The sequence below is a fragment of the Amycolatopsis sp. CA-211722 genome (assembly GCF_056828465.1).
Genome location: NZ_CP184752.1, coordinates 63,324 through 89,806 on the forward strand (window position 1 = coordinate 63,324; position 26,483 = coordinate 89,806).

Sequence of the window (26,483 nt, forward strand, 5' to 3'; positions counted from 1 at the left end):
TCGGGGGATGGAATCCCGGGCCTTGGCGTACGTCGCGGCGAAAGCACGCGGCGGGCATGAGGCCGGGTCGCCGGTGACACTGCACTTCCATCCCGACAGATCCACAGTGGACGGACGTCCGCTGCTCGACGCGATGGCCGAGGACGGGTTCTACTGCAACCAGTTCGAAACCGGGACGAGCAACGGAGGGCTCACCGCGCGTCCCGGTGGAGACCGCTGGCACTGGGAGAGCCGGATGTTCGGCGGCGCGTACGACAACGCGCCCGCGGCCGAACGGCCGAAGTACGGCGCGTTGAACTTCCGCCGCCGCGCGGTCGGCGGCGCGCCGAGATTCGGCTCCGCCCATTTCCGGATGGCCGCGCACACCCTCGGCAGGACGACGTTCTGCTATCCGGACAGTGTGCTGAACCCGGCGGATTTCGGCTGGGGCACCAGGGTTTCCGCGCTGATCGAGCTGGCGGCCCGAGACGACGCCGACCTCCTCGACGACTACATCGAGGCGCACGTCCACGGGCCGATCGATCTCACCAAGGACGTCGAAGCCCTCGTTCTCGACCCGAGCCACCGCGGCACCGACGTCGAGGAGGCCGCGTCGAGACTCGGCTGCCCGGTCGAGTGGCATCCGGGTTTCCGCCTGTCCACCGAAGAACTCGCCCGCCATCCGGCGTACCGCGGTCCCGAATTCGTCGAACTCGGCCTGGCGCTGGCCGAAGACGGCCACCTCGACCCGCGCGTCCTCGGGGAAGCCCGGCATGTCGACCAGCAGGCCCTCAAACGCGTCTGGCACTACGTCGCCCGCTTCGGGGCACTACCGTGAAGAGCATGTACTCCACGGAGATCGAGGTGCGCACCGGCAGCGTGGCCGTGGTGCACGACCTGACCAAGGACGCCGAGGCCTTCCTGCGCGACGCGGACGCCGAGGACGGGATCCTGCACGTCTTCGTCCCGCACGCGACGTCCGGGCTGGCGATCCTCGAAACCGGCGCCGGCAGCGACGACGACCTGCTCACGGCGCTCGACGAACTGCTCCCCCGCGACGGCCGCTGGCGGCACCAGCACGGCAGTCCAGGTCACGGCCGTGACCACGTCCTGCCCGCGCTGCTGCCGCCGTTCGCGACGATCCCGGTGCTCGGCGGGGTGATGGCGCTGGGCACCTGGCAGTCGGTCTGCCTAGTGGACACCAACCTGGACAACCCCGTCCGGCGCGTCCGCTTCAGCCTTCTGGAGGGCTGACCGGCCCGGCCACAGCGCGAGTACCAGCCCCGCCGCGAGCAATCCGCCGAGCACCCACACCCCGGTCGTGACGTCCGGCGCGCCGGGCACGCCCTGCACCAGGCTCCGGAGCCCTTCCGCGGCGAACCGGAACGGCGTCCAGGACCACAGCACCGCCCGGTACGCGGGGTTCAGCAGCTCCGGCACCTGGCCCGCGACGGCGGGCGCGACCAGGTACAGCGGCCCGAGGATCGCCATCGCCCGTACGCCGAGCAGCCGCAGCAGCCCGGTCTGCAGGGCGGCGAACCCGGTCGAGGTCAGGAAGAGGAAGCCGAGGACGTCCCAGCCGAGCGGAAGCGACGAGTCCCACAGCTTCAGGAACCCGGCCAGCGCACCGGTGACCAGCACGCCGGCCGAAACGATCTGCGTGAGGCGCGCGGCGGCTCCCGCGTCCCGGCCGATCCGCCGTCCGGCCAGGATCAGCACGGCACCCGCGGCCAAACAACCGACCCACGCCAGCGCGCTCAGCGCGAGCGGCGCGACCCGGCCCGCCGCGCTCGCGGGGTGCAGCGTTTCGACCTTCGGCGTCCCTCCGGCGGCTTGCGCGGCGCCGGTCAGGATCTGGTGCGCGATCTGCGTTCCGGACGGGTTCACCGCGCCGGACACCACGACCGTCGACGGCAGTTCGAGCACGCCGTAGACCTCCTTGTCCTCCAGCAGTTTCCGGCCTTCCTCCGGCGAGGTCACCCGCCACGAGACCTGGCTTCCACCGTGGGACGCGATGCCGTTCGCGGCCGCCTGGAGCGGCCCTGGGGGCGCGGCCACGGCGAGGGGCAGCCCGTCGGGCGCGACGGTGGCCTGAGCGCCGAAGGTGAGGAATCCGAGCACGACGGCGACCAGCGCACCGGCCACCGCGGCGAGTAAGGCGAAAGCCCCGGCGGGGCGACGGTTCGGCATGACCGTCCTCCATTTATTCGTCATCTGTTGAATTAGTTGCCAAGGTAAGCCTCCCGGCCACAGAAGTCAACAGACGTTGAATTAGCTCCCCGGTACCGTCGGCCGCGTGACTACTCCGCATCGGCTCGTGCTGTGGGACATCGACCAGACCCTCGTGGACCTGCGCGGCGTCGGCGCCGCCTGGTACACGACCGCGCTCGCCGAGGTCGCCGGCGTCGAACTGCGGGCGTTGCCGAATTTCGGCGGCCGCACCGAACGCGCCATCAGCGCCGACATCCTGACCTCGCACGGCGTCGAGCCCACCGAGGAGAACGTGCGCAAGCTCTGGCTCGCGCTGATCGCGGTCTCGGAAAGCCACGCCCCGACGCTGGCTTCGAGCGGCCGGGCGCTCCCTGGCGCCAAAGACGCGCTGAACGCCTTCGCCACCCACGGCGGCATCGTCCAGACCCTGGTCACCGGGAATCTGCCGGAGATCTCCGTGCACAAGCTGACCGCGTTCGAACTCCACGAACATGTGGACTTCGAGATCGGCGGCTACGGCTCGCTCTCGGCGCACCGCCCGGATCTGGTGCCCGCCGCGGTCGGCCACGCCTCGGCGAAACACGGCACCGAGTTCGCGCCGGCGTCGGTCGTCGTCATCGGCGACACCCCGGACGACGTGCGCGCGGCGCTCGACAACGGCGCCGTCGCGGTGGCCGTGGCGACCGGACAGTTCAGTGCGGAGGAACTGGCCGACGCGGGGGCGCACACCGTGCTCGGCGACCTGTCCGACCTGGCAGCGGTACGTGCGGCCGTGCTCGGAGACGTTAACTAAGCTCGCTTCATGGCATACCCAGGCGGAGGCAACGGCTGGCCGGAGCAGCAGCCCTATCAGCAGCAACCACCGCAGCCGGGGTATCCGCCCCAGCAGCAGTACCCGGGTCACCAGCAGCAGGGGTTCCAGCAGTTCCCGCAGCAGACGTACCAGGGTTTCGCGCCCGAGCCGCCGAAGAAGGGCAACAAGGGGCTGTGGATCGGCCTCGGCGCGCTCGTCCTGGTGATCGCCGTCGGCGCCACGCTGTTCTTCGTCCTGCGTGACGGCGAAGAGCCGCAGCCCCAGGCCGGGCCGCCGCCTTCCTCCGCGCCGGTGCCGCCGTCGTCTTCGGCGACGAAGCCGCCGTCCAAGAGCAGTGGCGCCCCGAAGGACAACAAAGTGCCCTCGACGACGCCTGGCTGGCAGGGGATCCTGTCAGTGAAGGACAAAACCGCCTACGACCTGCCCCCGTCGGGCTGGGAGACCAAGCCGGGCCAGGTCGTCGGCTACAACGAGGGCGAGTTCAAGATGGTCATCCACGAGGCGTCGACGTACAAACTCGGCGCCTGCCCGGATGCCCGCGGCTCGAACCGCGGGGTCGTCGGCTTCGCCACCGCGGACCAGATCCCGGTCGAGAACGCCGCCAGGGGCGCCGTCCGGCTCTGGATCCAGTCCGCCACCGGCAAACCCGACGTCCCGATGCCCGCCATCACCCAGGTCCCGATCGCGGGCGGGTCGCTCCAGGCGGTCAGCTCGACCGGGACGTTCACCCCCGCCGAGACCGAGGACTGCCGGGCGCCGAGCGTGAAGGTCACTTCGGCCGCGTTCAAGTCCGGTGACCAGACGATCTGTTTCGTCATGGCCATGGACCAGGGCACGCCCGACGCGCTGCCCGAGGCGGAGGCCCAGAAGATCCTCGCGAGTCTGAGGCCGCAGCAATGACCGGCCCCGGTGGGCGGATCGACGAACCTCGGCCGTGGTTCGTCGATCCGCTCACCGGGCAGCCGCTCGAAACCGAAGCCGAACAGACGAGGCCGCTTCCGGTCGTCCGGGACGCCGTCCCGCCGCGCCGTCGCCTCCGGCTCAGGCCGGCGCTGGGCGTCCTCGGCCTGGCCGCCGTCCTCGCCGTCGGCACGACGGCCACCTACCAGGCGAAGACCGCGCCACCACCGCTGTCCGCCCACGACCTCGTCCTGCCCGACCCGGTGCCCGCCACGCGGATCCAGCCGGTGATCGCCGGCTGGCAACCGGTGGTGTCCGGCGATCACCCGTTCGTCTACGACGTCCCGCCCGATTGGAAGCTCGAAGAGCCCGACGTCGCCATCGGCTACGAGACCCCGGCCGGAGACCTCGTCACCCTGCAGGGCGTCGCTCGGTTCCGCCGCGCCTTCTGTTCCGCTTCCGATCTCTCGGCACGGGCGACGGCGGGATTCACCACCATCGACGAGGGCGAGGTCGGCGGCCTCGCCCAGGCCGCCGAGGAAACGACGCTGCGCTGGGCCGAAGCGGCGTACGGACGCTCCGCGACGGCGGAGATCGGCGAAACCGGGCCGGTGCCGGTCCTGGACGGCGGGACGACCGCCACCGCCGTGACCACCTCCGTCGTCCCCGCGCCCGGCGGGCCGTGCCCCGCTCCGTCGGTCGCGATCACCGCGATCGCCCTGCCGCCGCGCACGCTGCCCGGATCAGGCCGCTACCACGTCCTCCTCGTACTGGCGGACCAGGAGATCCCGGGTGCGATAGCCAGGGATGTCGTCCTCAAGATGGGTGAGAGCATCCGTCGCGAGTAGCACTCCCCTAAGGGAAAAATGGGTCCCGTGCCGGATGTGTCCGAGCACCTCCCGGACCTAATTTGAGTTCCATGCCAAAAGGGGGAAGCGGGACGGCCGCGCCGGGCCGGACACGCAAGATCATCACGGTGCTGAGGCACCGGCTGCCGTTCACCAGCCTCGTCACGCTGACCATGCTCGCGCTCGCCTTGGCCACGGGCGCGCTCTGGTTGGCCGCCGAGGATCGCGCGGTGTACCCGTACATCGCGTATGGGCTGCCGTCGCTCGAATCAGGCCGGTGGTGGACCTTGTTCACCGGGCCGCTGTTCGCGGTCGTCCCGCTGTACTACCTGCCGATGGTGCTCAGCTTCGCGTTGTTCGCCGGATTCGCGGAATGGCGGCTCGGCACCCGGCGGGCGATGGCCGTCGCCATCGGCGGCCAGTTCGTCAGTGTCCTGGTGGCGGTCCAGTTCCTGGCGCTGAGCCGCAACTCGGGCTGGGAATGGGCGGAACGGGTCGCGGGCAGCCTCGACGTCGGGTTCTCCGGCGGCGCGCTCGCCGCGGTCGCCGTCGCCAGCGCCACCCTGCGCCCGCCGTGGCGCCTGCGGTTGCGCGCCGGGCTGTGCGTCTACGCCGGAGTCGCGATCGTCTTCGTCGGCACGCTCGCCGACCTCGTGCATTTCTTCGCCCTCGTCCTCGCCCTGCCCTTCGGACGGAAGTTCCTCGGTGCCAAGGATTCCTCGCGTGAACGGCGGCCGAGCCTGCGCGAGTGGCGGTTCTACGTCATGGCCGGTCTGCTGGTGCTGACGGTCACCGAACTGGTGATGTCCTTCGTGCCGGGCAACGGTCCGTTCGGGTCGTCCGAAGAGCTTTCGCTGTCCACCTGGGAAGTCGTGGTCCTGTGCCTGATCGTGGCGCCGATCATGAACGGCCTGCGCAAGGGCAGCCAGGTCGCCTGGTGGTGCGCGATGATCCTGACCTCGTTCGTCATCCTGCAGGTGATGGTCTACAGCGGGGTGCTCACGCTGGCGGAGATCTTCGGCGAGGACGCCGCCGAGGTGGATCCGCCGCTGTTCTTCGTGGACAGCCTGCTCTGGACGGTCGAATTCGCCCTGCTGGTCTCCTCCCGCGGCGCCTTCCGCGTGCCGTCGCAGCGGAAATGCCGCCGGCTCGGCCGGATGGGCAACCCCGCGCTGGCCCGCACGCTGCTCAGCCGCCACGGCGGCAGCACGCTTTCGTGGATGACGACCTGGCCGCAGAACTCGTACTTCGTGGCTGCGGACGGCAAGTCCTACCTCGCCTACCGGCGCCACGCCGGGGTCGCCATCGCCCTCGGCGACCCGATCGCCCCGGACGGCGCCGCCGACCGGACGATCGCCGAGTTCATCACGATGTGCGAGAACACCGGTCTCGTGCCGTGCCTGTTCTCCGCCACCGGTGACACCACCGCCAAAACCGAAGAGCTCGGCTGGAAGCAGGTCCAGGTCGCCGAGGACACCCTGATCGAACTGGAGACGCTGGAGTTCCGCGGCAAGCGCTGGCAGGACGTGCGGACCGCGCTCAACCGGGCCAAGAAGGACGGTATCGAGTTCCGGCTCGTCCGGCTCGCCGATCAGCCGCGCGCGGTGATCTCGCAGGTCCGCGCGATCTCCGAGGAGTGGATCAGCGACAAGGGCATGCCGGAGATGGGCTTCACCCTCGGCGGTGTCGACGAGGCGATGGATCCCGAGACCCGCGTGGGGCTCGCGGTGGACGCCGACGGCGTGGTCCACGGCGTGACGTCGTGGCTGCCGGTGCACACCGGAGCGGGCGCGATCGGTGGCTGGACCCTCGACGTCATGCGCAAACGCGCCGACGGGTTCCGCCCGTCGATGGAGTTCCTGATCGCGTCGTCGTGCCTGGCCTTCCGCGAGGAAGGCGCGAAGTTCGTCTCGCTGTCCGGCGCTCCGCTGGCGAGCTCCGGGGAACCCGCGCACGCCGTCGAGCGGGTGCTGGACACGCTCGGCACGATGATGGAGCCGTTCTACGGCTTCCGTTCGCTGCACGCGTTCAAGGCGAAGTTCCAGCCACGCCACGTCCCGCTGTATCTCGCGTTCCGCGACGAGGCGGATCTGCCGCGGATCGGGATCGCGCTCGGCCGGGCCTACCTGCCGAACACCGGGCTGCTGCGGCTGGCGAAGCTCGCGCGGTCGGGCAAGAAACCTCAGCGCAGTGTCGAAGGCGGCGGCGTGATGGTCTTGCGGTCCGCCTCCGGGACACCCCGGTAGGTCTTGAGGATCTTCAGGATCAGCTCGCGATCCGCACCGCCCGGCGCGTCCTGGCCCGAATAGACGGCCAGGGCCGCCGAGGCTTCGCCCAGCTGGGGCGCGATCACGCCGACCAAGGCGCGGTGGGCGCCGCACGCTCCCGGCGGGGTGAGGACCTCGGCGAGGACGATGCTGGCGGGGACCTTCTTGCCGGTGCCGAGGGTGAACTCGGCCGGCTGGGGCGCTTCCGGGGTGATCTTGGCGGTCAGCGGACCGTTCTCCGGGTTGTAGGCGCTGACGGTGAGGTCGTCGATCGCCTTCTTCGCCGCGGCGGCCGGGTCGGCGAGCTTGACGTTGGCCACGCCGCTGCCGCCGATCCTGCTCCGCTTCTCCTGCGGGCAGTAACCCTCGCCGACGAAGGCGCTCGCGACCATGGTGATCCCCGGGACCTGGGCGCCCTTCTCCCAGCCGTGGATCGTGCCGGGTTTCGGCGTCCAGTTCGGCGGGACGTCGTAGGCGTAGACGCCGTCCTTCCCGGCCACCGACTGCCAGCCTTCGGTCACCGGCGGCGCGACGACCCGCGGCGAAGGCGTGTAGACGACCGGAGCCCGGGTGGTCGGCGCGCTGCTCTCCGACGACCTGTCGCCGTTGTTCGCGAGCGCGGCGACCGTGATGACGCCGATCGTCGCGAAGAAGCCGAACATGGCCCTTCGCCCGCTCCGCGACATCGGCTGCTTCGCGGGCTTCTCCGGCTCCGGCTCGGGTTCGGGAGCCGGGGTCTCGGGAGCGGGCGTGTAGCCGGACGAGTCCGAGGGCTGATAGCCCCCGAACCCGTCCAGCGCCGCGTTGTCCTCGTAGCCCGGGGAATCCCCGCGCTTCTTGCCGAAAAGGCCCATTACGAGCGGACGAGCTTGACCAGGTGCTCCACGACCGCGTCGACGGCGATCTCTTCGCGCTCGCCGGTGCGACGGTCCTTGACCTCGACGACACCATTCGCCAGGCCGCGCCCGACGACGAGGATCGTCGGCACGCCGACGAGTTCCGCGTCCGCGAACTTCACGCCCGGGGTGGCCTTGCGGTCGTCGAGGACGACCTCGACACCGGCGGCGTCCAGTTCGGCGGCGAGCTTCTCCGCGCCCGCGGCGACCGTCTCGTCCTTGCCCGCGATGACGACGTGCACGTCGAACGGCGAGACCTCGCGCGGCCAGACGATGCCGAGGTCGTCGTGGTTCTGCTCGGCGAGCACACCGACCAGCCGCGAGACGCCGACGCCGTACGAACCCATGGTGATGCGGATGGGCTTGGAGTCCGGGCCCAGCGCGTCGAGCTCGAACGCGTCCGCGTACTTGCGGCCCAGCTGGAAGATGTGCCCGATCTCGATACCGCGCGCGGCGACCAGGGTGCCCTTGCCGTCGGGCGACGCGTCGCCCTCGCGGACCTCGGCGGCCTCGATCGTGCCGTCACCGGTGAAGTCGCGGCCCGCGACCAGGTCGACCACGTGGTGGTCGCGCTCGTCGGCGCCGGTGACCCAGGCGGTGCCGTCGACGACGCGCGGGTCGAGCAGGTAGCGGACGCCGTTGTCCTTCAGCGCCTTCGGGCCGATGTAGCCCTTGACGAGGAAGGGGTTCTTCGCGAAGTCCGCCTCTTCGAGCAGCTCGAACTCGGCGGGCTCCAGCGACGCTTCGAGACGCTTCGGGTCGACCTCGCGGTCGCCGGGGAGGCCGATGGCCAGCAGCTCCCACTCCTTCGCACCCGGCTGACGGGTCTTCACCAGGACGTTCTTGAGCGTGTCCGCGGCGGTGAAGGTGCGGCCGAGGCCGGCGTTGTTCAGGAAGTTCACGAGCGACTCGATGGTCGGCGTGTCCGGCGTGTGGTGGACCTTCGCCTCGGGCAGGCCCTCGACCGGCTTCGCCTCGGGAGCGGGCGTGGTGACCGCTTCGACGTTGGCCGCGTAACCCGATTCGGTGCTGCGGACGTAGGTGTCCTCACCCGTCTCGGCGACGGCGAGGAACTCCTCGGAGGCCGAGCCGCCCATCGCGCCGGAAGTCGCCTTCACGACGACGTACTCGATGCCGAGGCGGTCGAACAGCTTCGTGTAGGCCTGGCGGTGCAGCTCGTACGACTTGGTCAGCCCCTCGTCGTCGAGGTCGAAGGAGTACGAATCCTTCATGACGAACTCGCGGCCGCGCAGGATCCCGGCGCGGGGGCGCGCCTCGTCGCGGTACTTCGTCTGGATTTGGTACAGAACGACCGGGTAGTCCTTGTACGAGCTGTATTCACCCTTCACGGTGAGCGCGAAGAGCTCTTCGTGCGTCGGGCCGAGAAGGTAGTCGGCGCCCTTGCGGTCCTTGAGGCGGAACAGCGCGTCGCCGTACTCCGTCCAGCGGCCGGTGGCCTCGTAGGGCTCCTTCGGCAGCAGCGCGGGGAACTGGATCTCCTGCGCGCCGATGGCGTTCATCTCTTCGCGGACGACGTTCTCGATACGGCGCAGCACCCGCAGGCCCAGCGGCAGCCAGGAGTAACCGCCCGGCGCGACCCGGCGGACGTAGCCGGCGCGTACCAGGAGCCGGTGGCTCGGTACCTCGGCGTCCGCCGGATCCTCACGCAGGGTGCGAAGGAACAACGACGACATCCTGGTGATCACTTCTGGGCTCCTCGCTGGAATTACCTGCTTAGACGTTCTGCGCAGCGTAGTCACCCCGCCCCGGGCCGGTTCAACCGGTTATCGCGGGCGCCCGGTTTTGTCGGTGGGTGCGGCTAGCGTGCCGCCATGGGTATCGAACTGGGCATGATCACGATCGACTGCGCGGATCCGCGCGGGCTCGCGGCGTTCTGGACGCAGGCGCTCGGGGTCGAGGTGGATCAGGACCACGGCGGCGAGTTCCTGATCCTGCGCGCCAAGAGGGAGAACGGGCCGGTGTTCGCCTTCCAGCGCGTGCCGGAGGAGCGGGTGGGCAAGAACCGGGTCCACGTGGACTTCGGGACCGAAGACATGGAGAAGGAGGTGGAGCGTCTGGTCGGGCTGGGCGCGAAGAAGCTGGACAGGCACGAGATGCCCGGTTTCGCGTGGACGGTGCTGGCCGATCCCGTCGGCAACGAGTTCTGCGTCGCGGGCCACGGCGGGTGATACCGGCCTCGACGGCCAGAATGGCGGCATGACGGAGCGAGTCATCCTGCCCTGGTCCGACGTCGAGCTGCCCGAGAGCCTGAGCGCGCGGGTTTACGACGGTCTGGGGCCCCTGCCGGACGAGGGCCTCGATGGCGTCGAGGTCTATGTGCTGCCGTACGACACCGGCGCAGAGCCGATGAAGCTGCTCTCGCGGCTTCCGTCGCTGAAGCTCGTGCAGTCGTTGTCGGCCGGGGTGGAGAAGCTGATCCCGCTGGTGCCGGCGGGGGTACGGCTGGCCAACGGCCGCGGCCTGCACGACCTCAGCGTGGCCGAGCACGCGCTGGCGCTGATCCACGCGTCGCAGCGGGATCTGCCGCGCTGGTTCGCGCAGCAGGCGAGGGCGTCGTGGGAGCGCGAGCACACGCGTTCGCTGGCGGACAGCCGGGTGCTGCTGGTCGGCCACGGCTCGATCGGCCGAGCGATCGAGCGTCAGCTGGAGGCGGCCGAAGCGATCGTGACCAGAGTGGCGAGCACGGCCCGGCCCGCGGAGCGCGTGCACGGCGTGGCCGAACTGCCGGAGCTGCTGCCGTCCGCCGACATCGTGGTCCTGATCCTGCCCGAGACGCCCGCGACCATGGGCCTGTTCGGTGCCGCGGAACTCGCCGCGCTGCCGGACGGCGCCCTGGTGGTGAACGTGGGGCGAGGTTCGGCGATCGACACCGCGGCGCTCACCGCCGAGACCGTCTCCGGGCGGCTGCGTGCCGCGCTGGACGTCGTCGATCCGGAACCGCTGCCCGCCGGGCATCCACTGTGGACCGCGCCGGGCGTGATCGTCACGCCCCATGTCGCGGGCGGGTCGGCGTCGTTCTACCCGCGCGCGAAGCGGCTGGTCGCCGAGCAGTTGCGCCGGTACGCCGCCGGCGAGGAGCCGCTGAACCTCGTGAGTGGCTAGGACGGGTTATTGAGCCGTAGGGGCAAAGGTGTCCTGTCGGGTGGGGAGTCCGGCGCTCCGGGGTGCTCGGCGAGGTGAAGGGAGCTTTCCCCTCATCGCACGCGAGGAAAGTCCCCTTCGCAAGGTGGTGCGGTCCTTGTGCGCGACGGAAGGCTCGGTGACGTCGCGAAAGTGGCTTTCGCGACGCCACATGTCCCGAAAGTGGCTTTCGCGACACCGAAGCCCGCATCCAGCAAGTGCCCGAACACGCCACAGTTGCCTTACGAGCCAAGAGAACCGTCGTAGCCACTCACGAGCCTTGTCTCCGGGTGATCGGAGACGCGCTCCCCGGCCGGCTCGGTCGAGCCGTCTGGCGTGCCCCGCCCTGCCTGTCCCAGGCGCGCGAAAGTGGCTTTCGCAACGGGGTCCTGGTCGCAGTGGGTTAACGAAGGCTCCCGTCGAGCCCGATGTCGCGAAAGCCACTTTCGGGACACCTGACGTCGCGAAAGTGGCTTTCGCGACACACGACGGCACTCGCCGGGCGAGCCGGGCCGCTACTGCCAGTGCGTCCGGTAAGCGAGCCACTCCCGCATGGCCGCGGCGAGACGGCGCTGCGCCGCGCGGACGCCCGTCGTCGCGGGCGGCTCCGGTAGCCGGGACGCGCGTTCGGCATGCCCGGCCAGGGCGACACCGAAGGCGGTGACCGCCCAGACCGGGACACCGGCCAGCACAGGGCGGCGCCGGAGCAGCCGGTCGACGTCGGCGGGCTCGTGCCCGGCGTCGAGCAGGTACGGGACGAGCGCGACCAGATCGAGCCAGCCCGCGCCCCGTGCCGGGTAGCGCCAGTTGGTGACCAGCACCCGGCCCGGCCCGGTCCGCACCAGGTATTCGGGCTGGATGTCGTTGTGCAGCAACGTGTCCCCGGCCGACCAGGGATGCCACGACGTCTCCAGCTGGACGAGCCGGTCGAGGTTGCGGACGGCCCAGCCGTCGAGGTCGTCCGGCGGCTCCTTCGCCAGTTCGTGCCAGCCGCGCAGGAGCGGGCCGAGATCGTCGAGGGCGTCCGGGACGTCGGGCAGCGGGCACGGCGTGAGCGTTCGCCCGAGCGCGCCGAAGGTGGCCAGCACCGCGGAAAGGTCCGGCGATCCGGGGCGCAGGTTCGGCCTGGTGCCGTCGAAATCGGCGAACGCGAGCACCAGCCAATCACTATCCACAAAGGACAAGAGCTGCGGTGTGGGGGCCTCCGGGGGAAGCCGTCGCGCGATGGCGGCCTCCGTCCGGTAGCCGCCCGCGCGCGGACTGCCCGCCGGGATCGCCTTCAGGAAGACCCAGCGATGCTCGCGTTCGAGTTCGAGCCGCGCGGCGACGCCGCCGTCGAATTCCGGGGTCTGCCACAACGACCGGCGGACCGCCGACCCGAGCTCCCGCTCCACGGCGTCACGCGTCGCCGACGGCAGGTCATGCCAGCCGAGGCGTGCGGAAACCGGCAACGCCCCACCACCCCCAGCGATCTCTCCGAGAAGATCGACTGTACCGAAATCCGCCCTTTCGGGTGACAACCGGTCAGGTCGGAACGGGCTTCACGTACCCGGCCCAGCGCTGGAACTCGCTGAACCCGACCCGCTCGTAAACCCCGAGCGCACGGTGGGTGTTGTCCTGGTCCACGTTGAGCGAGGCCCGGTGGAACCCCTTGGCCTTGGCCTGGACGACCGTGTGCCCGAGCAGCGCGCCCGCGATCCCGCGCCCGCGAAGGCCCGCGTCGGTCGCGACGTGGCTGACGTACAGCTCCTTCACTCCCGTGGCTGCCTCGTCGGAGGCGAAGTGAGCGCTCAGCACCATCGCGACCACCCGGTCCCGCTCCGGGCTCAGCAGCAGGAACGACAGTTCCGGCTGGAAGTCCTTCCCGCCGACCACCAGATGCCGCCAAGCCTCCGGGGACTGCTCCGTGCTCCCCCAGTGGTCGGCGAAGGTCTCGTTACGGGACCGCAGCGTGAGGGCCTCGTACTTCTGCTCGTACGTGACGAGCGGGAACTCTTCGGGCAGCGGTTCGACCGGCGGGATCGAGCCGAGGTCGGCCCGCATGTCGACGAACCACCGGGCGTGCTCGTACCCGGCGTCCACGAGTACCTCGGAAAGCCAGCGCTGCTTGGTGTTGGCCGCGGCGTGCAGCTCCAGCGGTACGTCCGGGTGGGACTTCGCGTGGAGCGCCTTGCCCGCCTCCTCGAACCAGCGGGTGAGGCTCCCGGCGATCGCGTCGTCGCGGTACGCGGGGTGGACGAGCGTCTCGACCCGCATCATGTGCACCGGATCCGCCGCGTCACGCTTCCGGAGCAGACCGTAGGCGACCAGCGTTTCGCCGTCCCACGCGCTGGTGGACGCCGTCGGCAGGTGGACGGTCGGCGTACCGATCTCTTCGGCGAGATCCTCCGCGCTGTAGTGCTCTTCGATCGGCTCGGTACGCTCCGCCTCGGCGAAGGTCTCGGCCAGTCGCGGCATGTCGTCCAGGGTCAGCGGGCGCCAGGTCAGGCTCATGCGGACGAGGCTAAGCCCGCGCCTCGGGTGACGCACTCCATTTAGTTACGCTTCCGTGGTGCTCGTGCTCCTCCCCCCTTCCGAGACCAAGGCCGCCGGCGGCACCGGCGCGCCGCTGGACCTCGACGCGCTGTCGTTCCCGGAGCTGAACCCGACCCGGGCGAAGCTGGCCGACGCGCTGGCCGAGCTGGCCGTCGACGTCCCGGCCAGTATCGCCGCGCTCGGCATCACGCCGCGGCAGGCCGACGAGGTCGCCCGCAACGCCGAGCTGTGGACTTCGCCCACGATGCCCGCGCTGCGCCGTTACACCGGGGTCCTCTACGACGCGCTCGACGTGAAGTCCTTCACCAAGGCGACGCTGGCGAAGGCCGAGAGACGCCTCGCTGTCGCTTCGGCGCTGTTCGGAGTGGTCGCGGCGACCGACCCGATCCCCGCGTACCGGCTTTCGGGCGGGAACGCGCTGCCGTCGCTCGGCACCGTCCGCAGCGTATGGAAGCCGGTCCTCGAACCGGCGCTCCAAGCTGTCGAGGGGCTCGTCGTCGACCTGCGGTCCGGAACCTACTCGGCGCTGGCGAAGCTCCGCCCCGACGCGGTGACGGTGCGTGTCGTCACCGAGGACGCGAAGGGCAACCGGACCACGGTGAGCCACTTCAACAAGGCGTACAAGGGACGGCTGGCCGCCGAGCTGGTGAAGTCACGCAGCGAACCGTCCACTGTGGAGCAGCTGATGCGGGTCCTGACGAAGGCGGGTCTCGACGTCGAGCGCACGGGCGACCACAGTATCGAGCTGCTGACCGGCGACGGGGCGCATTAGTTCCGTACCCCTACGGGCTCCTTCCTCGGTTGTTCCACCAGGCGCGGATGCGGAAAGTGATTTCCAGCCACCTGGAAAGGAACCACCGTGAACAGAAGACAACGGCTACTGGGGATCGCCACCGCCACCCTCGGCTGCCTCTCGGTCCTCCTGCCCGCTCCGGCGGCCGCCGCGAACCTCCCCGCCGTCACCCCGACGGATCAAGCGGTCGTCCCCGGTGGACTGCACACGAACTCCATCGGCGGCACGCCCGCCTCGGTCAAGGACCACCCCTTCATCATCGCGGGCCTGCGCGAAGGTGGAACGCGGCCGCAAGGGCAGACCTGCACCGGCTCGGTCGTCGCGCCGCGCAAGATCCTGATCGCCGCGCACTGCAAGGACGCGGCGGGCGAGAAGTCCTTCCTCTACGGCCTGGACGATCTCAACGCCGGCGGCGGAACACGGATCGGCGTCGTCAGCTACGAGAAGCACCCGAAGTACGTCAACTTCGACCAGGGCTACGACGTCGCGGTGGTCACCACGGACACCGACATCCCGGTGCCCGGCGGCCAGTACGCGAAGGTCGCGACGTCGGCCGACACGGGCCTGAACCAGCCGGGCAAGTCCGGGCTGGGGCTCGGTTACGGCAAGAAGGACCACAACGACGACACCCGCAACGTCGAACTGCACAAGTTCACCCTGCCGATCGTCCAGGGCAGCAACTGCAACGGTGTCGGCGCGGGTTTCAAGGACGCGACGATGATCTGCAGCGGCTACAGCGACGGCCGCGTCACGATCCTGCCGGGTGACAGCGGCGGGCCGCTCATCGTGGACGGCAAGATCGTCGGCGTCGCTTCGTGGAGCCGCAGCGATTTCAAGTGGTACAGCGTGTACGGCAGGCTCAACAACGAGATGGGCGACTGGGTCAAGCAGCAGATCGGCGAGCCGCAGAACCCGGAGAAGTTCTCGCTCGGCGTGACACCGTCCTCGCTCAAGGTCGAGCCGGGCAAGTACGTTTCGGCCACGGTCACCAGCAAGCCGGGCAAGAACGGCGCGGAGAAGGTCGATCTCAGCGCGTCGGGACTTCCCGAGGGCGCGACGGCGACGTTCCAGCCCTCGTCCATCACCTCGGGTGAGTCCGCGAAGGTGAGCATCGAGGTCCCCGCCGGAACCGCCGAAAAGGACTACGCGGTCACGATCTCGGGCAAGGGCACCACGGACACCGCGACCACGAACCTGACGCTGACCGTCGGTGAAGGTGGACCGCAGCCCGGTGACCTCAAGGTGGGCCTGAGCCCTGCCAGCGGAACCTCGCAACCCGGTTTCTTCAGCAACGTCACGGTTTCCGCCACCGGCGGCACGGGCACGATCACACTGTCGGCGTCCGGGCAGGGACTGCCGTTCGCGCCGTTCTTCAACCCGCAGACGATCTCGAGCGGCGGCAGCTCGACCATGCAGGTGGTCGCGCCGTTCCAGCGCGGCACCTACCCGGTGACCGTCACCGCGACGGACTCGGCGGGCAAGACCGCCACGGCCACTTACACCCTCACCGTCCAGTAGCGAGTGTCAGGAAAGGGTCGTTCAGGACATATTTCGTCCTGAACGACCCTTTCATGACGTTCAGGATCGGGCCAGCACCGCCATAGCGGCGTTGTGCCCGGGGATACCCGAGACCCCGCCGCCCCGCACGGCCCCGGCGCCGCACAGCAGCACCCGCTCGTGCGCGGTCTCGACACCCCAGCGGCCCACCTGAGCGGCATCCGCGGCATAAGGCCACGACAGATCGCGATGGAAGATGTGCCCCGCGGGAAGTCCCAGCTCGGCTTCCAGGTCCAGCGGCGTCTTCGCCTCGATGCACCAGCCGCCGTCCGGCGAACGCAGCACACAGTCCTCGATCGGCTCGGCCAGCACACTGTCCAAAGAGGACAAAGTCGCACGCAACGCCTCGTCGCGCGCGGCGTCGTTGCGGCCCTCGAAGAGCCGGGCGGGCATGTGCAGCCCGAACAATGTCAGCGTCTGCACCCCGGCGGCCTGTTCGGCCGGGCCGAGGATCGATGGGTCGGTCAACGAGTGGCAGTAGATCTCGCACGGGGGCAGCGACGGGATCCGGCCCGCGGCCGCCTCGGCATAGGCCGTCGCCAGCTGCTCGTAGCCTTCGTTGACATGGAATGTCCCGCCGAACGCCTCCCGCGGATCGACACTCGAATCACGGAGCCGCGGGAGGCGTGAGAGCACCATGTTCACCTTGAGCTGCGCGCCTTCCGGCGTCTCCGGCGGCTCCTCCCCCAGCAACCGCGCGAGCGTCCGCGGCGCGACGTTCGACAGCACGTGACCGCAACGCACCACGAACTCGTCGTCGCCGAGCCGGTAACGCACCGAGCCTCCGGGGTCGATCGACAGCACTTCGGCACCGGTCGTCAGCCGGGCCCCGGCGGAGGACGCGGCCGACGCGAGCGCCCCGGTCACCGCGCCCATCCCGCCCACCGGCACGTCCCAGTCGCCGGTCTCGTTGCCGATCACGTGGTAGAGCAGGCAAAGGTTCTGCCGGAAGTCACCGGCGCCGGCGAAGGTGCCGATCAGCGCGTCGGTCAGGACGACGCCGCGGACCGTGTCGTCGCCGAACATCGCGGTGAGCGTCTCCGAAATCGGCCGTTCGAACAGCGTGTCCCACGCTTCCGGCTCGACGCGCGAGCGCAGTTCCTCCCTGGACACCAGCGGTTCGGTCAGGGTGGGGAAGGTCCTCTCCGCGACCTGGCCCGTCATCGCGTAGAACCGCCGCCACGCCTCGAAGTCCTTTGTGGACCCGGTGAGCGCGGAGAACGACGCCGCGGTGCGGCCGTCGTCGCCCGTGTCGACAAGGAGACCGCCGTCGCCGACGGGCGTGTACGACGACATCCGCCGCCGCCGGAGATCGAGGCCGAGCCCCAGCTCCGCGATGATCTTGCGCGGCAGCAGGCTCACCAGGTACGAGTACCGCGACAGCCGGACGTCGACGCCGGGAAAGGCGCGGAAGGAGACCGCCGCCCCGCCGACCTCGTCGCGCCGTTCCAGGACCAGCACCGAGCGGCCGGCCCTGGCCAGGTAGGCCGCCGCCACCACCAGGCCGTTGTGCCCGCCACCGACGATCACGGCGTCGTAGGACTCCATCCAGGGACCTCCCAGCGAAACGACAATGCGCCGCGGTCATCGTGACCGCGGCGCACCGCCGTTCGCAAGGACTCAGAAGGTGATGGAGAACCCTTCGATCGTCCCGCTGTCGAACCGGTAGACGTCACGGACCCGCAGTTTCCAGGTCCCGTTCGCCGGTTCGGACGAGGCGTTCACCGTGTACGACGTGTGCACGCCGCTCGCCTCGCCGATCCCTCCCGCCTGCTTGAGGCCGAACACCGCACCGCTCGGCCCGATCAGGTCTATCGCCAGGTCACCGGTGTAGGTGTGCGCGATGTCGACCTTGACGGGCAGCGTCGCCGACGCCTTGCCGTCGCAGCCTTCCTGCGTCACCGAACTGGTCACCGCGTCACCCGCGTCCGGAATGGACACCGGTGTCGTGCTGGATTTGACCCCGCACGTCGGGGTGGGGCCACCACCGCCGATGAACGACACGTTCAGCAGCTTGTTGACCGTGCCGGACGGCAGTCCCTTGAGCACGCCGTCGGAGGCGTTGTTCACCAGCGCGTCCCGCGTCTGCTGCGCGGTGGCGCCGGAATTCGCGGCGAGGTACAGCGCCGCCGCCCCGGCCACGTGCGGCGTGGCCATCGACGTCCCGCTCATGTTCGCCGAACCACCGTTGGACGTGGACAGCGACGTGATGTTGCTGCCAGGGGCGAAGATGTCCACGCACGAACTGTGGTTGGAGAACGAGGACTTGTTGTCACTCTGATCCGAGGCGCCGACCGTGATCGCCTCGGGGATGCGGGCGGGGCTGACGTTGCAGGCGTTCTGGTTCTCGTTGCCCGCCGCCACCACGTAGACGAAGCCCGCCGCGATGGACTTCTTGATGACGTCGTCGCCGAGCCCGACCTGGTCCATGCGCAGGCTCAGGTTCGCCACCGCCGGTTTGGTGCCGTTCGCGGTGATCCATTCGGCCGCGTCGACGATGGCGGAGTCCGGCCCGTTGCCCGAACAGTCGTTGCCCAGCACCTTCAGCCCGACCAGTTTGACCTTCTTGGCCACGCCGTAGGTCTTGCTGCCGATGGTGCCCGCGGTGTGACTGCCGTGCCCGTTGCAGTCCTTCCCGTTGCCGCCGACGAAGTCCTTGCCGATGGACGCTCGCCCCTCGTACTCCGGGTTCTCCGGGTTGATCCCGGTGTCGAGGTCGTACGCGGTGACGCCCTCGCCCGTGTTCGGATACGTGAAGCTCTTGTCCAGCGGCAGGTTCTTCTGGTCGACCCGGTCCAGGCCCCAGGTCGGGTTGGTCTGCGTGCCGACGGCACGCGCGGTCCCGTCCTGATATACCGCCTTGACCGCCGGGTCGGCCGCGAGCCGCCGGGCCTGCTGCTCGGACATGCCCTTGACGGAGAACCCGCGGAGCACGTTCTTGTACGCCGACCGGACCTCGCCGCCGTAGCGGCCGGTCAGCGCGGCCGAGGACTGCTCGACCGCCATGGTGCCGACATCGTGGAGCACGACGATGTACTGATCGCCGTAGTGCTGCTTCGCCTGCACGACAACGCCTTCCGCCGGAGCGGCGAGGGCGTTGCCCGCGGCGAGCGCGGCCAGCGCGGTGGCCGCGACGGCCACCACACCGGCGCGCACGCCGCGGCGCATCAGAGACCCGCCACGTTCAGCAGCTTGTTCGTCGAACCGGAACCCGGGCTCGTCACGACGCCGTTGGTGGCGGCGTTGGCGAGACCGGAGGCCACGGCGGCGGGGGTCGCCGACGGGTTCGAGGTCAGGTAGATCGCGGCCGCGCCGGCGACGTGCGGCGTCGCCATCGAGGTACCGCTCATCTGCTGGGTGCCGCCACCGTTGCGCAGCGAGGTGATGCTGGTGCCCGGCGCGAAGATGTCGGTGCAGCTGCCGTAGTTCGAGAAGGTCGACCGGCGGTCGTCGCTCTGGGTGGCGTTGACGGTGATGGCCTCACGCACCCGGGCCGGGCTGGTGGAGCAGGCGTCCGTGTTGGAATTACCGGAGGCCACCGTGTTGGTGATACCCGCGGAAACGGCGCGGCGCACGGCGGCGTCCACCCCGGAGTCGGCCGGGCCACCGAGGCTCATGGTGAGCACCGACGGGCCCTTGGCGTTCTTCACGACCCAGTCGATCCCGCTGATGATCTGCGAGTACTGGCCGCTGCCCTGGCAGTTCAGCACGCGGACCGAGACGATCTTGGCGCCCTTGGCCACACCGTAGGTGGCGCTGCCGACCGTGCCGGCGACGTGCGTGCCGTGCCCCTGGCAGTCGCGGGCGTCGCTGTCGTTGTCGATGAAGTCGTACCCGCTGGTCGCGCGGCCGCCGAAGTCGGCCTGGCGGTAGTCGACACCGGTGTCGAGGACGTAGACCGTCGCCCCGGAACCGGTGTTCGGGTAGGTGTACTTCCTGTCCAGCGGCAGGTTCTTCTGGTCGATCCGGTCCAGGCCCCAGGTCGGGTTGGTCTGGGTGCCGGTCATGTGCGCGACCGCGTCCTGCTGGACGAAGTCGACGTTCGGGTCGGCCGCGAGCCGTTTCGCCTGCGCCTCGGTCATCTTCGCCGAGAACCCGTTCAGTGCGGCGGTGTAGGTCGCCTTCACCTGGCCGCCGTACTTGGCCGCGAGCCCGGCGTCGCCGCTCTTGAGCGAGACGATGTACCCGTCCGTGACGGCTCCCGGCACACCGGCGCCGCGGATCTGCCCTTCGGCTGCCGCGGCCGGTCCGGCGAAGGCCACGGTGGCCGCCGCACAGGCCCCGGCGAGCACCGCACCCGCGATCCGGTGACGTCGAAGTTCTCCACGCATTTCCTGAGCTCCGTTCACTCGAACAGGTGGTTCACGCCGGCGGGATTCCGGGCCGGCGCCGTGACGTGCAGTCACGCATGAATCACTTTCGGGTGGCGGGGCCTGCGCGAACAAGCGAGGCAACGGTCCGTAGGACTACGTATCTAATGAGGAAACTCCCCGTCCCTACGAAAGTTCTGTGACCGTCCGGGTGGGTTCCGTGAGCACTGAGCAGGCGCTTAAGCTGCGATCACTCGAACGGTGTGGTTCGTGAAGCGGGGGTGACCCGGCAATGGTGATCGGTGGCTGCCGACGCAGGACGAGTTCGCCCGTGCTCGTCGGCCGTGAGGCGGAATTACGCGAACTCCTCGACGGCGCGATGCGCTCGCCGTCGGTGATCATGCTCGAAGGCGAAGCGGGGGTGGGCAAGACCCGGCTCGCCGCCGAACTGCTGGCCTGCCCCGAACTGGCCGGGCGGCCGGTCCTCACCGGGACCTGCCAGCCACTGCGCGAGCCGTTCCCCTACGGCGTGGTCTTCGACGCGCTGAAGGACATCCGCCCGGCGCGCGACCTCAACCCCGTGACCGGCGTCCTCGCGCCCTATCTGCCGGAACTCGCGGCCTTCCTGCCGGAGCAGCCGCCCCGGCTCGGTGATCCGAGGGCCGAACGGCACCGCCTCTTCCGCGCCGTCCGGGAACTGCTCGGCTCGCTGGGCCCGCACGTCCTCCTCGTCGAAGACCTCCATTGGGCGGACGACGGATCCCGTCGACTGCTGCGGTTCCTGATGACCGACCCGCCCGCGGGCCTGACGCTCCTGCTCACCTACCGGCGCGAAGAGACGCCCGGCGGCATCCCGCTCGGCAGCGCCTACCGGCCGGCGCCCGGCACCGCGCACGCGCTCGTCACGCTCCGGCCGCTGGACCGCGACGGCGTCCAGGCGCTGGTTTCGGCGCTGCTCGGCGAAGCGAACGTATCCGCCGAGTTCGCCGCGCGGCTGCACGAGCGGACCGCGGGGATCCCGTTCGTGGTCGAGGAGATCGTGCACGCGATCGGCGGCGTCGAGGGCGCGGTGCACGCCGACGGCATGACCGCGCGGCACCTGCTCGACACGGTCGAAGTCCCGGCGCTGCTGCGGGAGGCGACCGTCGAACACCTCGTCGCGCTGCCGCCCGCCGCCCGGCGGATCGCCGAGGCCGCCGCGGTCCTGGGCACACCGTCCACTTCGGACCTGCTGGCCGCCGCGGCCGCGCTCTCCCCCGAGCGCGCCCGCCGCGCGCTCGTCCTCGCGCTCGAACGCAACGTCCTGGTGGAGACCGGTGAAGGCACGTACGGCTTCAGGCACGCGTTCGCCCAGCAGGCCGCGTACCGCACCATCCCCGGCCCCGATCGCCAGGAACTGCACCGGCGGGCCGCGCGGCTGCTGCGCGACCGCCTCCCGCAATCCCTGGTACGGCTGGCCGAGCACTGCCGCAAGGCGGGTGACCGGGCCGGTGCGCTGAAGTACGGCGAAGCGGCCGCGGATCAGGCGTCGGCGGTCGGTGATCTCGCGACCGCGACGGATCTCCTCCGCACCCTGCTCGACGAACCGGGCCTCCAACCGTCCGATGTGGACAGACTGGCGGTCAAGTTCAGTTCGGTGGCGTGCAACGGCCTCGCCCAGACCGAGGTCGTCCCGGCACTGGAGCGGTTGCTCACCGACGGCAGGCTGTCCGGACGCCTGAGCGGCGAGGTCAGGCTGGGGCTCGGGCTCCTGCTGGTGCGCCAGGCGGGCGGGCTGGAGGCGGCGCGGACCGAGATCGAGATCGCCGTCAACGATCTCGCCGACCGGCCCGACCTGGCCGGACGCGGGATGGGTGTCCTCGCGCAGCCGTGGGTCGGCGCGACCCCGCTGCGGGAGCACCGGCGCTGGATGGACCGGGTGGACGGGCTCATCGAGCGGGCCACCGACCGGCGGCTGAAGATCATGCTGCTGGCCAACAACGCGGCGTCGCGGCTGCACATCGGGGACGCGCGGGGCTGGGACATGCTGGACCGGGCGCCCACCAGCGTCGGTTCCCCCGACGAGCAGCGGCACCTGGCGCGGCTGCACTGCAACACCGCCGACGCCTGCGCCTGGACGGGCCATCATCGGCGGGCCAGAAGCCTGCTGCACAGCGGGATGCAGCTGGCCGCCGACTGCGGGGCGCCGTACGTGGTCAGCACCGCCCGCGCGACGGCCGTCCACACCGACTGGCTCACCGGGAACTGGGACGGCCTCGCCGAACGGGCCTGCGCGCTGATCGACGAGTACCGCGATCTCCTGCCGGTGACCAGCGAACTGTGCCTGGTCCTCGGCCTGCTCGCCGCCGCGCGCGGCGAGTGGGACGAGGCCGCCGCCCGGTTCGCCGGCACCGCCGCGGACCAGCCGGAGAACGCGTTCACCCCGGTCGCGATCGCCGCGCACGCCGGGATGTCGGGCATGCTGCTCGCGCAGGATCTCGGCGAGGCCGCCGTCACGCAGGCCGAAAAGGGACTGGAACTCCTGCGCGCCAAGGGTGTCTGGGCCTGGGGCGCCGATCTGCTGATGGCCGCCGTCGACGCGTACTGCGCCACCGGACGGGACGCCGAAGCGCAGGCGCTGACCGACGAGTTCGAACGGGAGATCGGCGACCTCGACGCGCCGTCGACGTGGGCGGCGCTGGCCGCGAACCGCGGGCTGATCGCGGCGTCCCGGGGCGAGCACGCGGAGGGGATCGAGGCCTTCGAGCAGGCTCGGACCCGGTTCGAGGCCCTTCCCGCGCCGTATCACGCGGCGCTCGTCGCCGAACGCGCCGCGCGCTGCCGTCTGGCCCGCAACGAGGATGTCGCCGAGACCTTCGCGGCGCTCGCGGAGACCTTCGACCACCTCGGTGCCACCCGCGACGCCGCGCGCTGCCGCCACGCCTTCCGGTCGACCGGCGCGGTCGCCCCGTCACGCCGCGGCCGCCGCGGTTACGGCGACGAGCTGTCCCCGCGCGAGCGCGACGTCGCCCGCCTGCTGGCCGCCGGGCACACCAACCGGGAGATCGCCGAGGTGCTGTTCCTGTCCCGGCGCACGGTGGAACAGCACGTCGCGAGTGTGCTGCGGAAGCTGAAGGTGCGGTCGCGGAGCGAGCTGGCAGGGCTGCGGTCGGCCTAGGCACGTCGGATGCGCGTGAAGGCCTCCTTCCCTCGGCTGAGCCGAGGGAAGGAGGCCTTCACGCGCATCACCGCACTGGGAATTAAATCGGTTGCGCACGGCCGCGGGGGTCGGGGATGATCGTGCGCGATCCGGCAGGGAGCCGGTGGATGCGACTGGGAGGTGCCTCGTGCTGATGACTGTCCGGGGCCTTGTCCGCCCCCATCCACTCGCCCCTCGCGGCTGAGCGCGGAGCCACGACGCTCGCCCGGTGGGGCATCCCTGAACCAGGAGAACCCACCAGTGCGCAAGCACGATCTCGAAGAGTCTTACGAACAACGTCCTCGCCGTTCCCGTCGCGCCCGTTTCGACGACGAGCCCGAACCCACCCGCGGCGGACGGCTCACCGAAGCCGAACGCGTCCGGCTCGCCCGGCTGCGTGAGGACGCCTACACCGAAACCGCCATCCCCGACGGCGCCGACCGCTGGAGCACCTGGGGAGAAGCGGAGCAAGGACCGCTACCGCGCCCGGACTGGGTGATCACCGAACTGGCGGCGGTGGACACCGAGCTCGGCGTCCTCAAGACCGGCAAGGAGGCGGACGTCCATCTCGTCCGGCGCAACCTGCCCGGTACCGAGGGCACCGTGCTCGCCGCCAAGCGGTACCGCAGCGGTGAGCACCGGCTGTTCCACCGTGACGCCGGCTATCTCGAAGGCAGGCGGATGCGCCGGTCGCGGGAGATGCGGGCGATGGAGTCTCGCAGCAGCTTCGGCCGCAACCTCATCGCCGAACAGTGGGCCGTGGCCGAGTTCGGCGCCCTGAGCAGGCTCTGGTCGGTCGGTGCGCCCGTGCCGTATCCGGTGCAGCGCGACGGCACCGAACTGCTGCTGGAATTCCTCGGCGACGGCGAGACCGCCGCGCCTCGGCTGGCCCAGGTCCGGCCGGAGCCGGACCAGTTGCGGGAACTGTGGTTCCAGACCTCGGCGATGCTGGAACTGCTGGCGTCGCAGGGGCTCGCGCACGGTGACCTCTCGGCGTACAACCTGCTCGTCCACCACGATCGGATCATGGTGATCGATCTCCCCCAGGTGGTCGACATCGTCGCGAATCCCGGTGGGCTGGAGTTCCTCGCGCGGGACGTGCGGAACATCGCGACGTGGTTCCACTCGCGGGGGCTGCCGGAGCGGCTGACGGCGGTCCCGGAGCTGATCGAGGAGCTGCAGGAGATCGCGGGTCTCCGCTGACCGTCCACAGTGTCTCGAAGGGGTCTTTCCCGGCACGATCACGCCGGGAAAGACCCCGCGGTGGAGACCCTGCCCACAATCGCTCCCTCCGGTTGGGAGGCCGGATAACGGTCCGGTACAGTAGTGACAGACCGCAACCGGCGGCGTGGATGAGTTGGTGTCCGTCGCCTCCAAAGCCAACCGAATGGCTCGCGGTATCCGTATCAATCCATTGGCGCGCGGTGTCACGCAGACGCGGTGTGCCGGGTTCGTCCCTGTGAACGCCCATCTGTGCACACCATCTTGCCCTGCCTGCGCGCGGGCAGCCCGGGCCTCCTTGCGACGTGCCACGTCCGAGAGGCATTTGTGACAGTCACGTTCAACTCCGGCCACGTCTCACCGTCGGCGCGTCAGCACCGCGGCAAGCCGCGCACCCGCCCCACGGGTGACGCGATGCTGCGCGACGACGCCGTCGAGACGGTCAAGGCGAAGACCTGGGCGGAGCTCGGCCTTCCCGAGCCGCTGCTGCGGGCTCTGGCCGACGCCGGTATCACCTCCCCGTTCCCCATCCAGGCGGCGACGATCCCCGACGCGCTCGCCGGCCGCGACGTGCTGGGCCGCGCCCAGACCGGTTCCGGCAAGACCCTTGCCTTCGGTCTCGCGATGCTGACCAGGCTCAACGGCGGCCGTGCCCGGCCGAAGCACCCGCGCGCGCTGATCCTGGTCCCGACCCGTGAGTTGGCCATGCAGGTCGCCGACTCGCTGACCCCGCTGGCCAAGTCGCTCGGCCTGTGGTGCCGCACCGCCGTCGGCGGCATGGCCTTCACCCGCCAGGCCGACGCGCTGTCCCGCGGCGTCGACCTGCTGATCGCCACCCCCGGCCGCCTGTCGGACCACGTCCGCCAGGGCACCGCGTCGCTGTCCGACGTCAACTTCGTCGCGCTCGACGAGGCCGACCAGATGGCCGACATGGGCTTCATGCCGCAGGTCCGCGAGATCCTCGACCTGACCCCGGCCCGCGGCCAGCGCCTGCTGTTCTCGGCCACCCTCGACGGTGACGTCGACAGGCTGGTCCGCGCGTACCTGACCGACCCGGTCACGCATTCGGTCGCCCCGTCGACCGCGAGCGTCACCACCATGGACCACCACGTGTTCCAGGTGTCGCACCAGGACAAGCAGGACATCATCACCGAGATCGGCGCCCGCGAGGGACGCACGATCATGTTCGTCCGCACCAAGCACCACGTGGACCGGCTCACCGAGCGCCTGCGCGAGAAGGGCGTCCACGCGGCCGCGCTGCACGGCGGCAAGACCCAGGGCCAGCGCAACCGCGTCCTCGCGGACTTCAAGGAGGGCTACGCGCCCGTCCTCGTCGCCACGGACGTCGCCGCGCGCGGTATCCACGTCGACGACATCTCGCTGGTGCTGCACGTGGACCCGGCCGCCGACCACAAGGACTACCTGCACCGCGCCGGGCGTACCGCGCGCGCCGGGGCGTCCGGTGTCGTGGTCACGCTGGTCACCCACGACCAGCGCCGCATGGTGCGCCGGATGACCGACCGCGCCGGTGTCCGCGCCGAGCAGACCACCATCCGCCCGGGTGACGCCGAGCTCGCCCGCATCACCGGTGCGCAGCAGCCCAGCGGCGAGCCGGTCGTCGAGCGTCGTCGTGAGTCCCCGCGTCGCGGCGGTGGCCGTGGCTACGGTGGCGGCGACCGCGGCTACCAGGGTTCGCGCGAGGGTCACGGTCACCGCGAAGGCGGCCGTCCCGGCGGCTTCCGCGGCCGCCCGCGTCGCGGCGAGTCCGGTGGCGGCAACGGCCGCCCGCAGCGTCCGGGCGGGCGCCCGCGTCGCAGCTACGACAGCTGAAGT

At 70.4% G+C, this 26,483-nt stretch carries 21 protein-coding genes; 13 read left to right on the forward strand and 8 right to left on the reverse strand.

Features of this window, described 5'->3' with window-relative positions:
- Nucleotides 1–7 precede the first annotated feature (7 nt).
- Together ACOCEP_RS00290 and ACOCEP_RS00295 are read left to right on the forward strand one after the other, a co-directional pair.
- Nucleotides 8–817, forward strand: a complete 810-nt coding sequence (locus ACOCEP_RS00290) for a DUF3626 domain-containing protein (RefSeq protein ID WP_482335188.1) — start codon at nt 8–10, stop codon at nt 815–817.
- Nucleotides 818–822: 5 nt separating this feature from the next.
- Nucleotides 823–1,233 carry a secondary thiamine-phosphate synthase enzyme YjbQ gene (locus ACOCEP_RS00295; RefSeq protein ID WP_482335189.1) on the forward strand — a complete coding sequence of 137 codons (411 nt, stop codon included), beginning with the start codon at nt 823–825 and terminating at the stop codon, nt 1,231–1,233.
- Here ACOCEP_RS00295 and ACOCEP_RS00300 read toward each other — a convergent pair.
- The gene (locus ACOCEP_RS00300; RefSeq protein WP_482335190.1) at nt 1,171–2,169 is read right to left on the reverse strand and encodes a YhgE/Pip domain-containing protein; all 999 of its coding nucleotides are present in this window, start codon (nt 2,167–2,169) and stop codon (nt 1,171–1,173) included. The genes ACOCEP_RS00295 and ACOCEP_RS00300 overlap by 63 nt on opposite strands.
- A 127-nt stretch (nt 2,170–2,296) precedes the next feature.
- On the opposite strand from ACOCEP_RS00300, the gene ACOCEP_RS00305 reads away from it, so the two are divergent.
- The 4 genes from ACOCEP_RS00305 to ACOCEP_RS00320 all read left to right on the forward strand — a co-directional run bounded on the left by ACOCEP_RS00305 (nt 2,297) and on the right by ACOCEP_RS00320 (nt 6,998).
- On the forward strand, nt 2,297–2,983 hold the full coding sequence (locus ACOCEP_RS00305) for an HAD hydrolase-like protein (protein WP_482339523.1): 687 nt from the start codon (nt 2,297–2,299) through the stop codon (nt 2,981–2,983).
- A gap of 9 nt (nt 2,984–2,992) precedes the next feature.
- Nucleotides 2,993–3,904 (forward strand): DUF8017 domain-containing protein, encoded by a 912-nt coding sequence (locus ACOCEP_RS00310; RefSeq protein ID WP_482335191.1) that lies wholly within the window; start codon nt 2,993–2,995, stop codon nt 3,902–3,904.
- Nucleotides 3,901–4,752: a DUF8017 domain-containing protein gene (locus ACOCEP_RS00315; RefSeq protein WP_482335192.1), complete on the forward strand. Its 852-nt coding sequence runs from the start codon at nt 3,901–3,903 to the stop codon at nt 4,750–4,752. Before ACOCEP_RS00310 ends, ACOCEP_RS00315 begins: the two co-directional genes overlap by 4 nt.
- A 71-nt stretch (nt 4,753–4,823) precedes the next feature.
- The gene (locus tag ACOCEP_RS00320) at nt 4,824–6,998 is read left to right on the forward strand and encodes a bifunctional lysylphosphatidylglycerol flippase/synthetase MprF (protein WP_482335193.1); all 2,175 of its coding nucleotides are present in this window, start codon (nt 4,824–4,826) and stop codon (nt 6,996–6,998) included.
- On the opposite strand, the gene ACOCEP_RS00325 is transcribed toward ACOCEP_RS00320, so the two are convergent.
- Nucleotides 6,935–7,873 carry a DUF8017 domain-containing protein gene (locus tag ACOCEP_RS00325; protein WP_482335194.1) on the reverse strand — a complete coding sequence of 313 codons (939 nt, stop codon included), beginning with the start codon at nt 7,871–7,873 and terminating at the stop codon, nt 6,935–6,937. The genes ACOCEP_RS00320 and ACOCEP_RS00325 overlap by 64 nt on opposite strands.
- Nucleotides 7,873–9,621 (reverse strand): proline--tRNA ligase, encoded by a 1,749-nt coding sequence (locus ACOCEP_RS00330; protein ID WP_482335195.1) that lies wholly within the window; start codon nt 9,619–9,621, stop codon nt 7,873–7,875. The genes ACOCEP_RS00325 and ACOCEP_RS00330 overlap by 1 nt, the downstream gene beginning before the upstream one ends.
- Nucleotides 9,622–9,747: 126 nt before the next feature.
- On the opposite strand from ACOCEP_RS00330, the gene ACOCEP_RS00335 reads away from it, so the two are divergent.
- On the forward strand, nt 9,748–10,104 hold the full coding sequence (locus ACOCEP_RS00335; protein ID WP_482335196.1) for a VOC family protein: 357 nt from the start codon (nt 9,748–9,750) through the stop codon (nt 10,102–10,104).
- Nucleotides 10,105–10,132: 28 nt separating this feature from the next.
- Entirely contained in the window at nt 10,133–11,038 is a 906-nt protein-coding gene (locus ACOCEP_RS00340; protein WP_482335197.1) for a 2-hydroxyacid dehydrogenase, read from the forward strand.
- Between the two features lie 533 nt (nt 11,039–11,571).
- On the opposite strand, the gene ACOCEP_RS00345 is transcribed toward ACOCEP_RS00340, so the two are convergent.
- The gene (locus ACOCEP_RS00345; protein ID WP_482335198.1) at nt 11,572–12,507 is read right to left on the reverse strand and encodes a phosphotransferase family protein; all 936 of its coding nucleotides are present in this window, start codon (nt 12,505–12,507) and stop codon (nt 11,572–11,574) included.
- Nucleotides 12,508–12,580: 73 nt separating this feature from the next.
- Nucleotides 12,581–13,549 carry a GNAT family N-acetyltransferase gene (locus tag ACOCEP_RS00350; RefSeq protein ID WP_482335199.1) on the reverse strand — a complete coding sequence of 323 codons (969 nt, stop codon included), beginning with the start codon at nt 13,547–13,549 and terminating at the stop codon, nt 12,581–12,583.
- A gap of 58 nt (nt 13,550–13,607) precedes the next feature.
- Between ACOCEP_RS00350 and yaaA the strand changes: the two genes are divergently transcribed.
- Together yaaA and ACOCEP_RS00360 are read left to right on the forward strand one after the other, a co-directional pair.
- Nucleotides 13,608–14,363 carry a peroxide stress protein YaaA gene (yaaA, locus tag ACOCEP_RS00355; RefSeq protein ID WP_482335200.1) on the forward strand — a complete coding sequence of 252 codons (756 nt, stop codon included), beginning with the start codon at nt 13,608–13,610 and terminating at the stop codon, nt 14,361–14,363.
- An 87-nt stretch (nt 14,364–14,450) separates the two neighbouring features.
- Nucleotides 14,451–15,902 (forward strand): trypsin-like serine protease, encoded by a 1,452-nt coding sequence (locus ACOCEP_RS00360; RefSeq protein ID WP_482335201.1) that lies wholly within the window; start codon nt 14,451–14,453, stop codon nt 15,900–15,902.
- 60 nt (nt 15,903–15,962) lie between these two features.
- Here the strand turns inward: ACOCEP_RS00360 and ACOCEP_RS00365 are convergent, their stop codons facing one another.
- From ACOCEP_RS00365 to ACOCEP_RS00375, 3 genes are all read right to left on the reverse strand, one after another.
- Entirely contained in the window at nt 15,963–17,489 is a 1,527-nt protein-coding gene (locus ACOCEP_RS00365; RefSeq protein WP_482335202.1) for a phytoene desaturase family protein, read from the reverse strand.
- Nucleotides 17,490–17,561: 72 nt separating this feature from the next.
- Nucleotides 17,562–19,109, reverse strand: a complete 1,548-nt coding sequence (locus tag ACOCEP_RS00370; protein WP_482335203.1) for a S8 family serine peptidase — start codon at nt 19,107–19,109, stop codon at nt 17,562–17,564.
- Nucleotides 19,109–20,272 (reverse strand): S8 family peptidase, encoded by a 1,164-nt coding sequence (locus tag ACOCEP_RS00375; RefSeq protein WP_482335204.1) that lies wholly within the window; start codon nt 20,270–20,272, stop codon nt 19,109–19,111. Before ACOCEP_RS00375 ends, ACOCEP_RS00370 begins: the two co-directional genes overlap by 1 nt.
- A gap of 310 nt (nt 20,273–20,582) precedes the next feature.
- On the opposite strand from ACOCEP_RS00375, the gene ACOCEP_RS00380 reads away from it, so the two are divergent.
- The 3 genes from ACOCEP_RS00380 to ACOCEP_RS00390 all read left to right on the forward strand — a co-directional run bounded on the left by ACOCEP_RS00380 (nt 20,583) and on the right by ACOCEP_RS00390 (nt 26,480).
- Nucleotides 20,583–23,408 carry an ATP-binding protein gene (locus ACOCEP_RS00380; protein WP_482335205.1) on the forward strand — a complete coding sequence of 942 codons (2,826 nt, stop codon included), beginning with the start codon at nt 20,583–20,585 and terminating at the stop codon, nt 23,406–23,408.
- A 282-nt stretch (nt 23,409–23,690) separates the two neighbouring features.
- Nucleotides 23,691–24,632, forward strand: coding sequence for a serine protein kinase RIO (locus ACOCEP_RS00385; protein ID WP_482335206.1), 942 nt, complete (start codon nt 23,691–23,693; stop codon nt 24,630–24,632).
- A gap of 345 nt (nt 24,633–24,977) precedes the next feature.
- Nucleotides 24,978–26,480 carry a DEAD/DEAH box helicase gene (locus ACOCEP_RS00390; RefSeq protein ID WP_482335207.1) on the forward strand — a complete coding sequence of 501 codons (1,503 nt, stop codon included), beginning with the start codon at nt 24,978–24,980 and terminating at the stop codon, nt 26,478–26,480.
- Nucleotides 26,481–26,483: the final 3 nt, after the last annotated feature.

Bases quoted from the DNA above. Each gene is read 5' to 3' on its own strand.
- ACOCEP_RS00290 (WP_482335188.1), top strand. From the start codon at position 8: ATGGAATCCCGGGCCTTGGCGTACGTCGCGGCGAAAGCACGCGGCGGG.
- ACOCEP_RS00295 (WP_482335189.1), top strand. From the start codon at position 823: ATGTACTCCACGGAGATCGAGGTGCGCACCGGCAGCGTGGCCGTGGTG.
- ACOCEP_RS00300 (WP_482335190.1), bottom strand. From the start codon at position 2,169: ATGCCGAACCGTCGCCCCGCCGGGGCTTTCGCCTTACTCGCCGCGGTG.
- ACOCEP_RS00310 (WP_482335191.1), top strand. From the start codon at position 2,993: ATGGCATACCCAGGCGGAGGCAACGGCTGGCCGGAGCAGCAGCCCTAT.
- ACOCEP_RS00315 (WP_482335192.1), top strand. From the start codon at position 3,901: ATGACCGGCCCCGGTGGGCGGATCGACGAACCTCGGCCGTGGTTCGTC.
- ACOCEP_RS00320 (WP_482335193.1), top strand. From the start codon at position 4,824: ATGCCAAAAGGGGGAAGCGGGACGGCCGCGCCGGGCCGGACACGCAAG.
- ACOCEP_RS00325 (WP_482335194.1), bottom strand. From the start codon at position 7,873: ATGGGCCTTTTCGGCAAGAAGCGCGGGGATTCCCCGGGCTACGAGGAC.
- ACOCEP_RS00335 (WP_482335196.1), top strand. From the start codon at position 9,748: ATGGGTATCGAACTGGGCATGATCACGATCGACTGCGCGGATCCGCGC.
- ACOCEP_RS00340 (WP_482335197.1), top strand. From the start codon at position 10,133: ATGACGGAGCGAGTCATCCTGCCCTGGTCCGACGTCGAGCTGCCCGAG.
- ACOCEP_RS00350 (WP_482335199.1), bottom strand. From the start codon at position 13,549: ATGAGCCTGACCTGGCGCCCGCTGACCCTGGACGACATGCCGCGACTG.
- ACOCEP_RS00365 (WP_482335202.1), bottom strand. From the start codon at position 17,489: ATGGAGTCCTACGACGCCGTGATCGTCGGTGGCGGGCACAACGGCCTG.
- ACOCEP_RS00370 (WP_482335203.1), bottom strand. From the start codon at position 19,109: ATGCGCCGCGGCGTGCGCGCCGGTGTGGTGGCCGTCGCGGCCACCGCG.
- ACOCEP_RS00375 (WP_482335204.1), bottom strand. From the start codon at position 20,272: ATGCGTGGAGAACTTCGACGTCACCGGATCGCGGGTGCGGTGCTCGCC.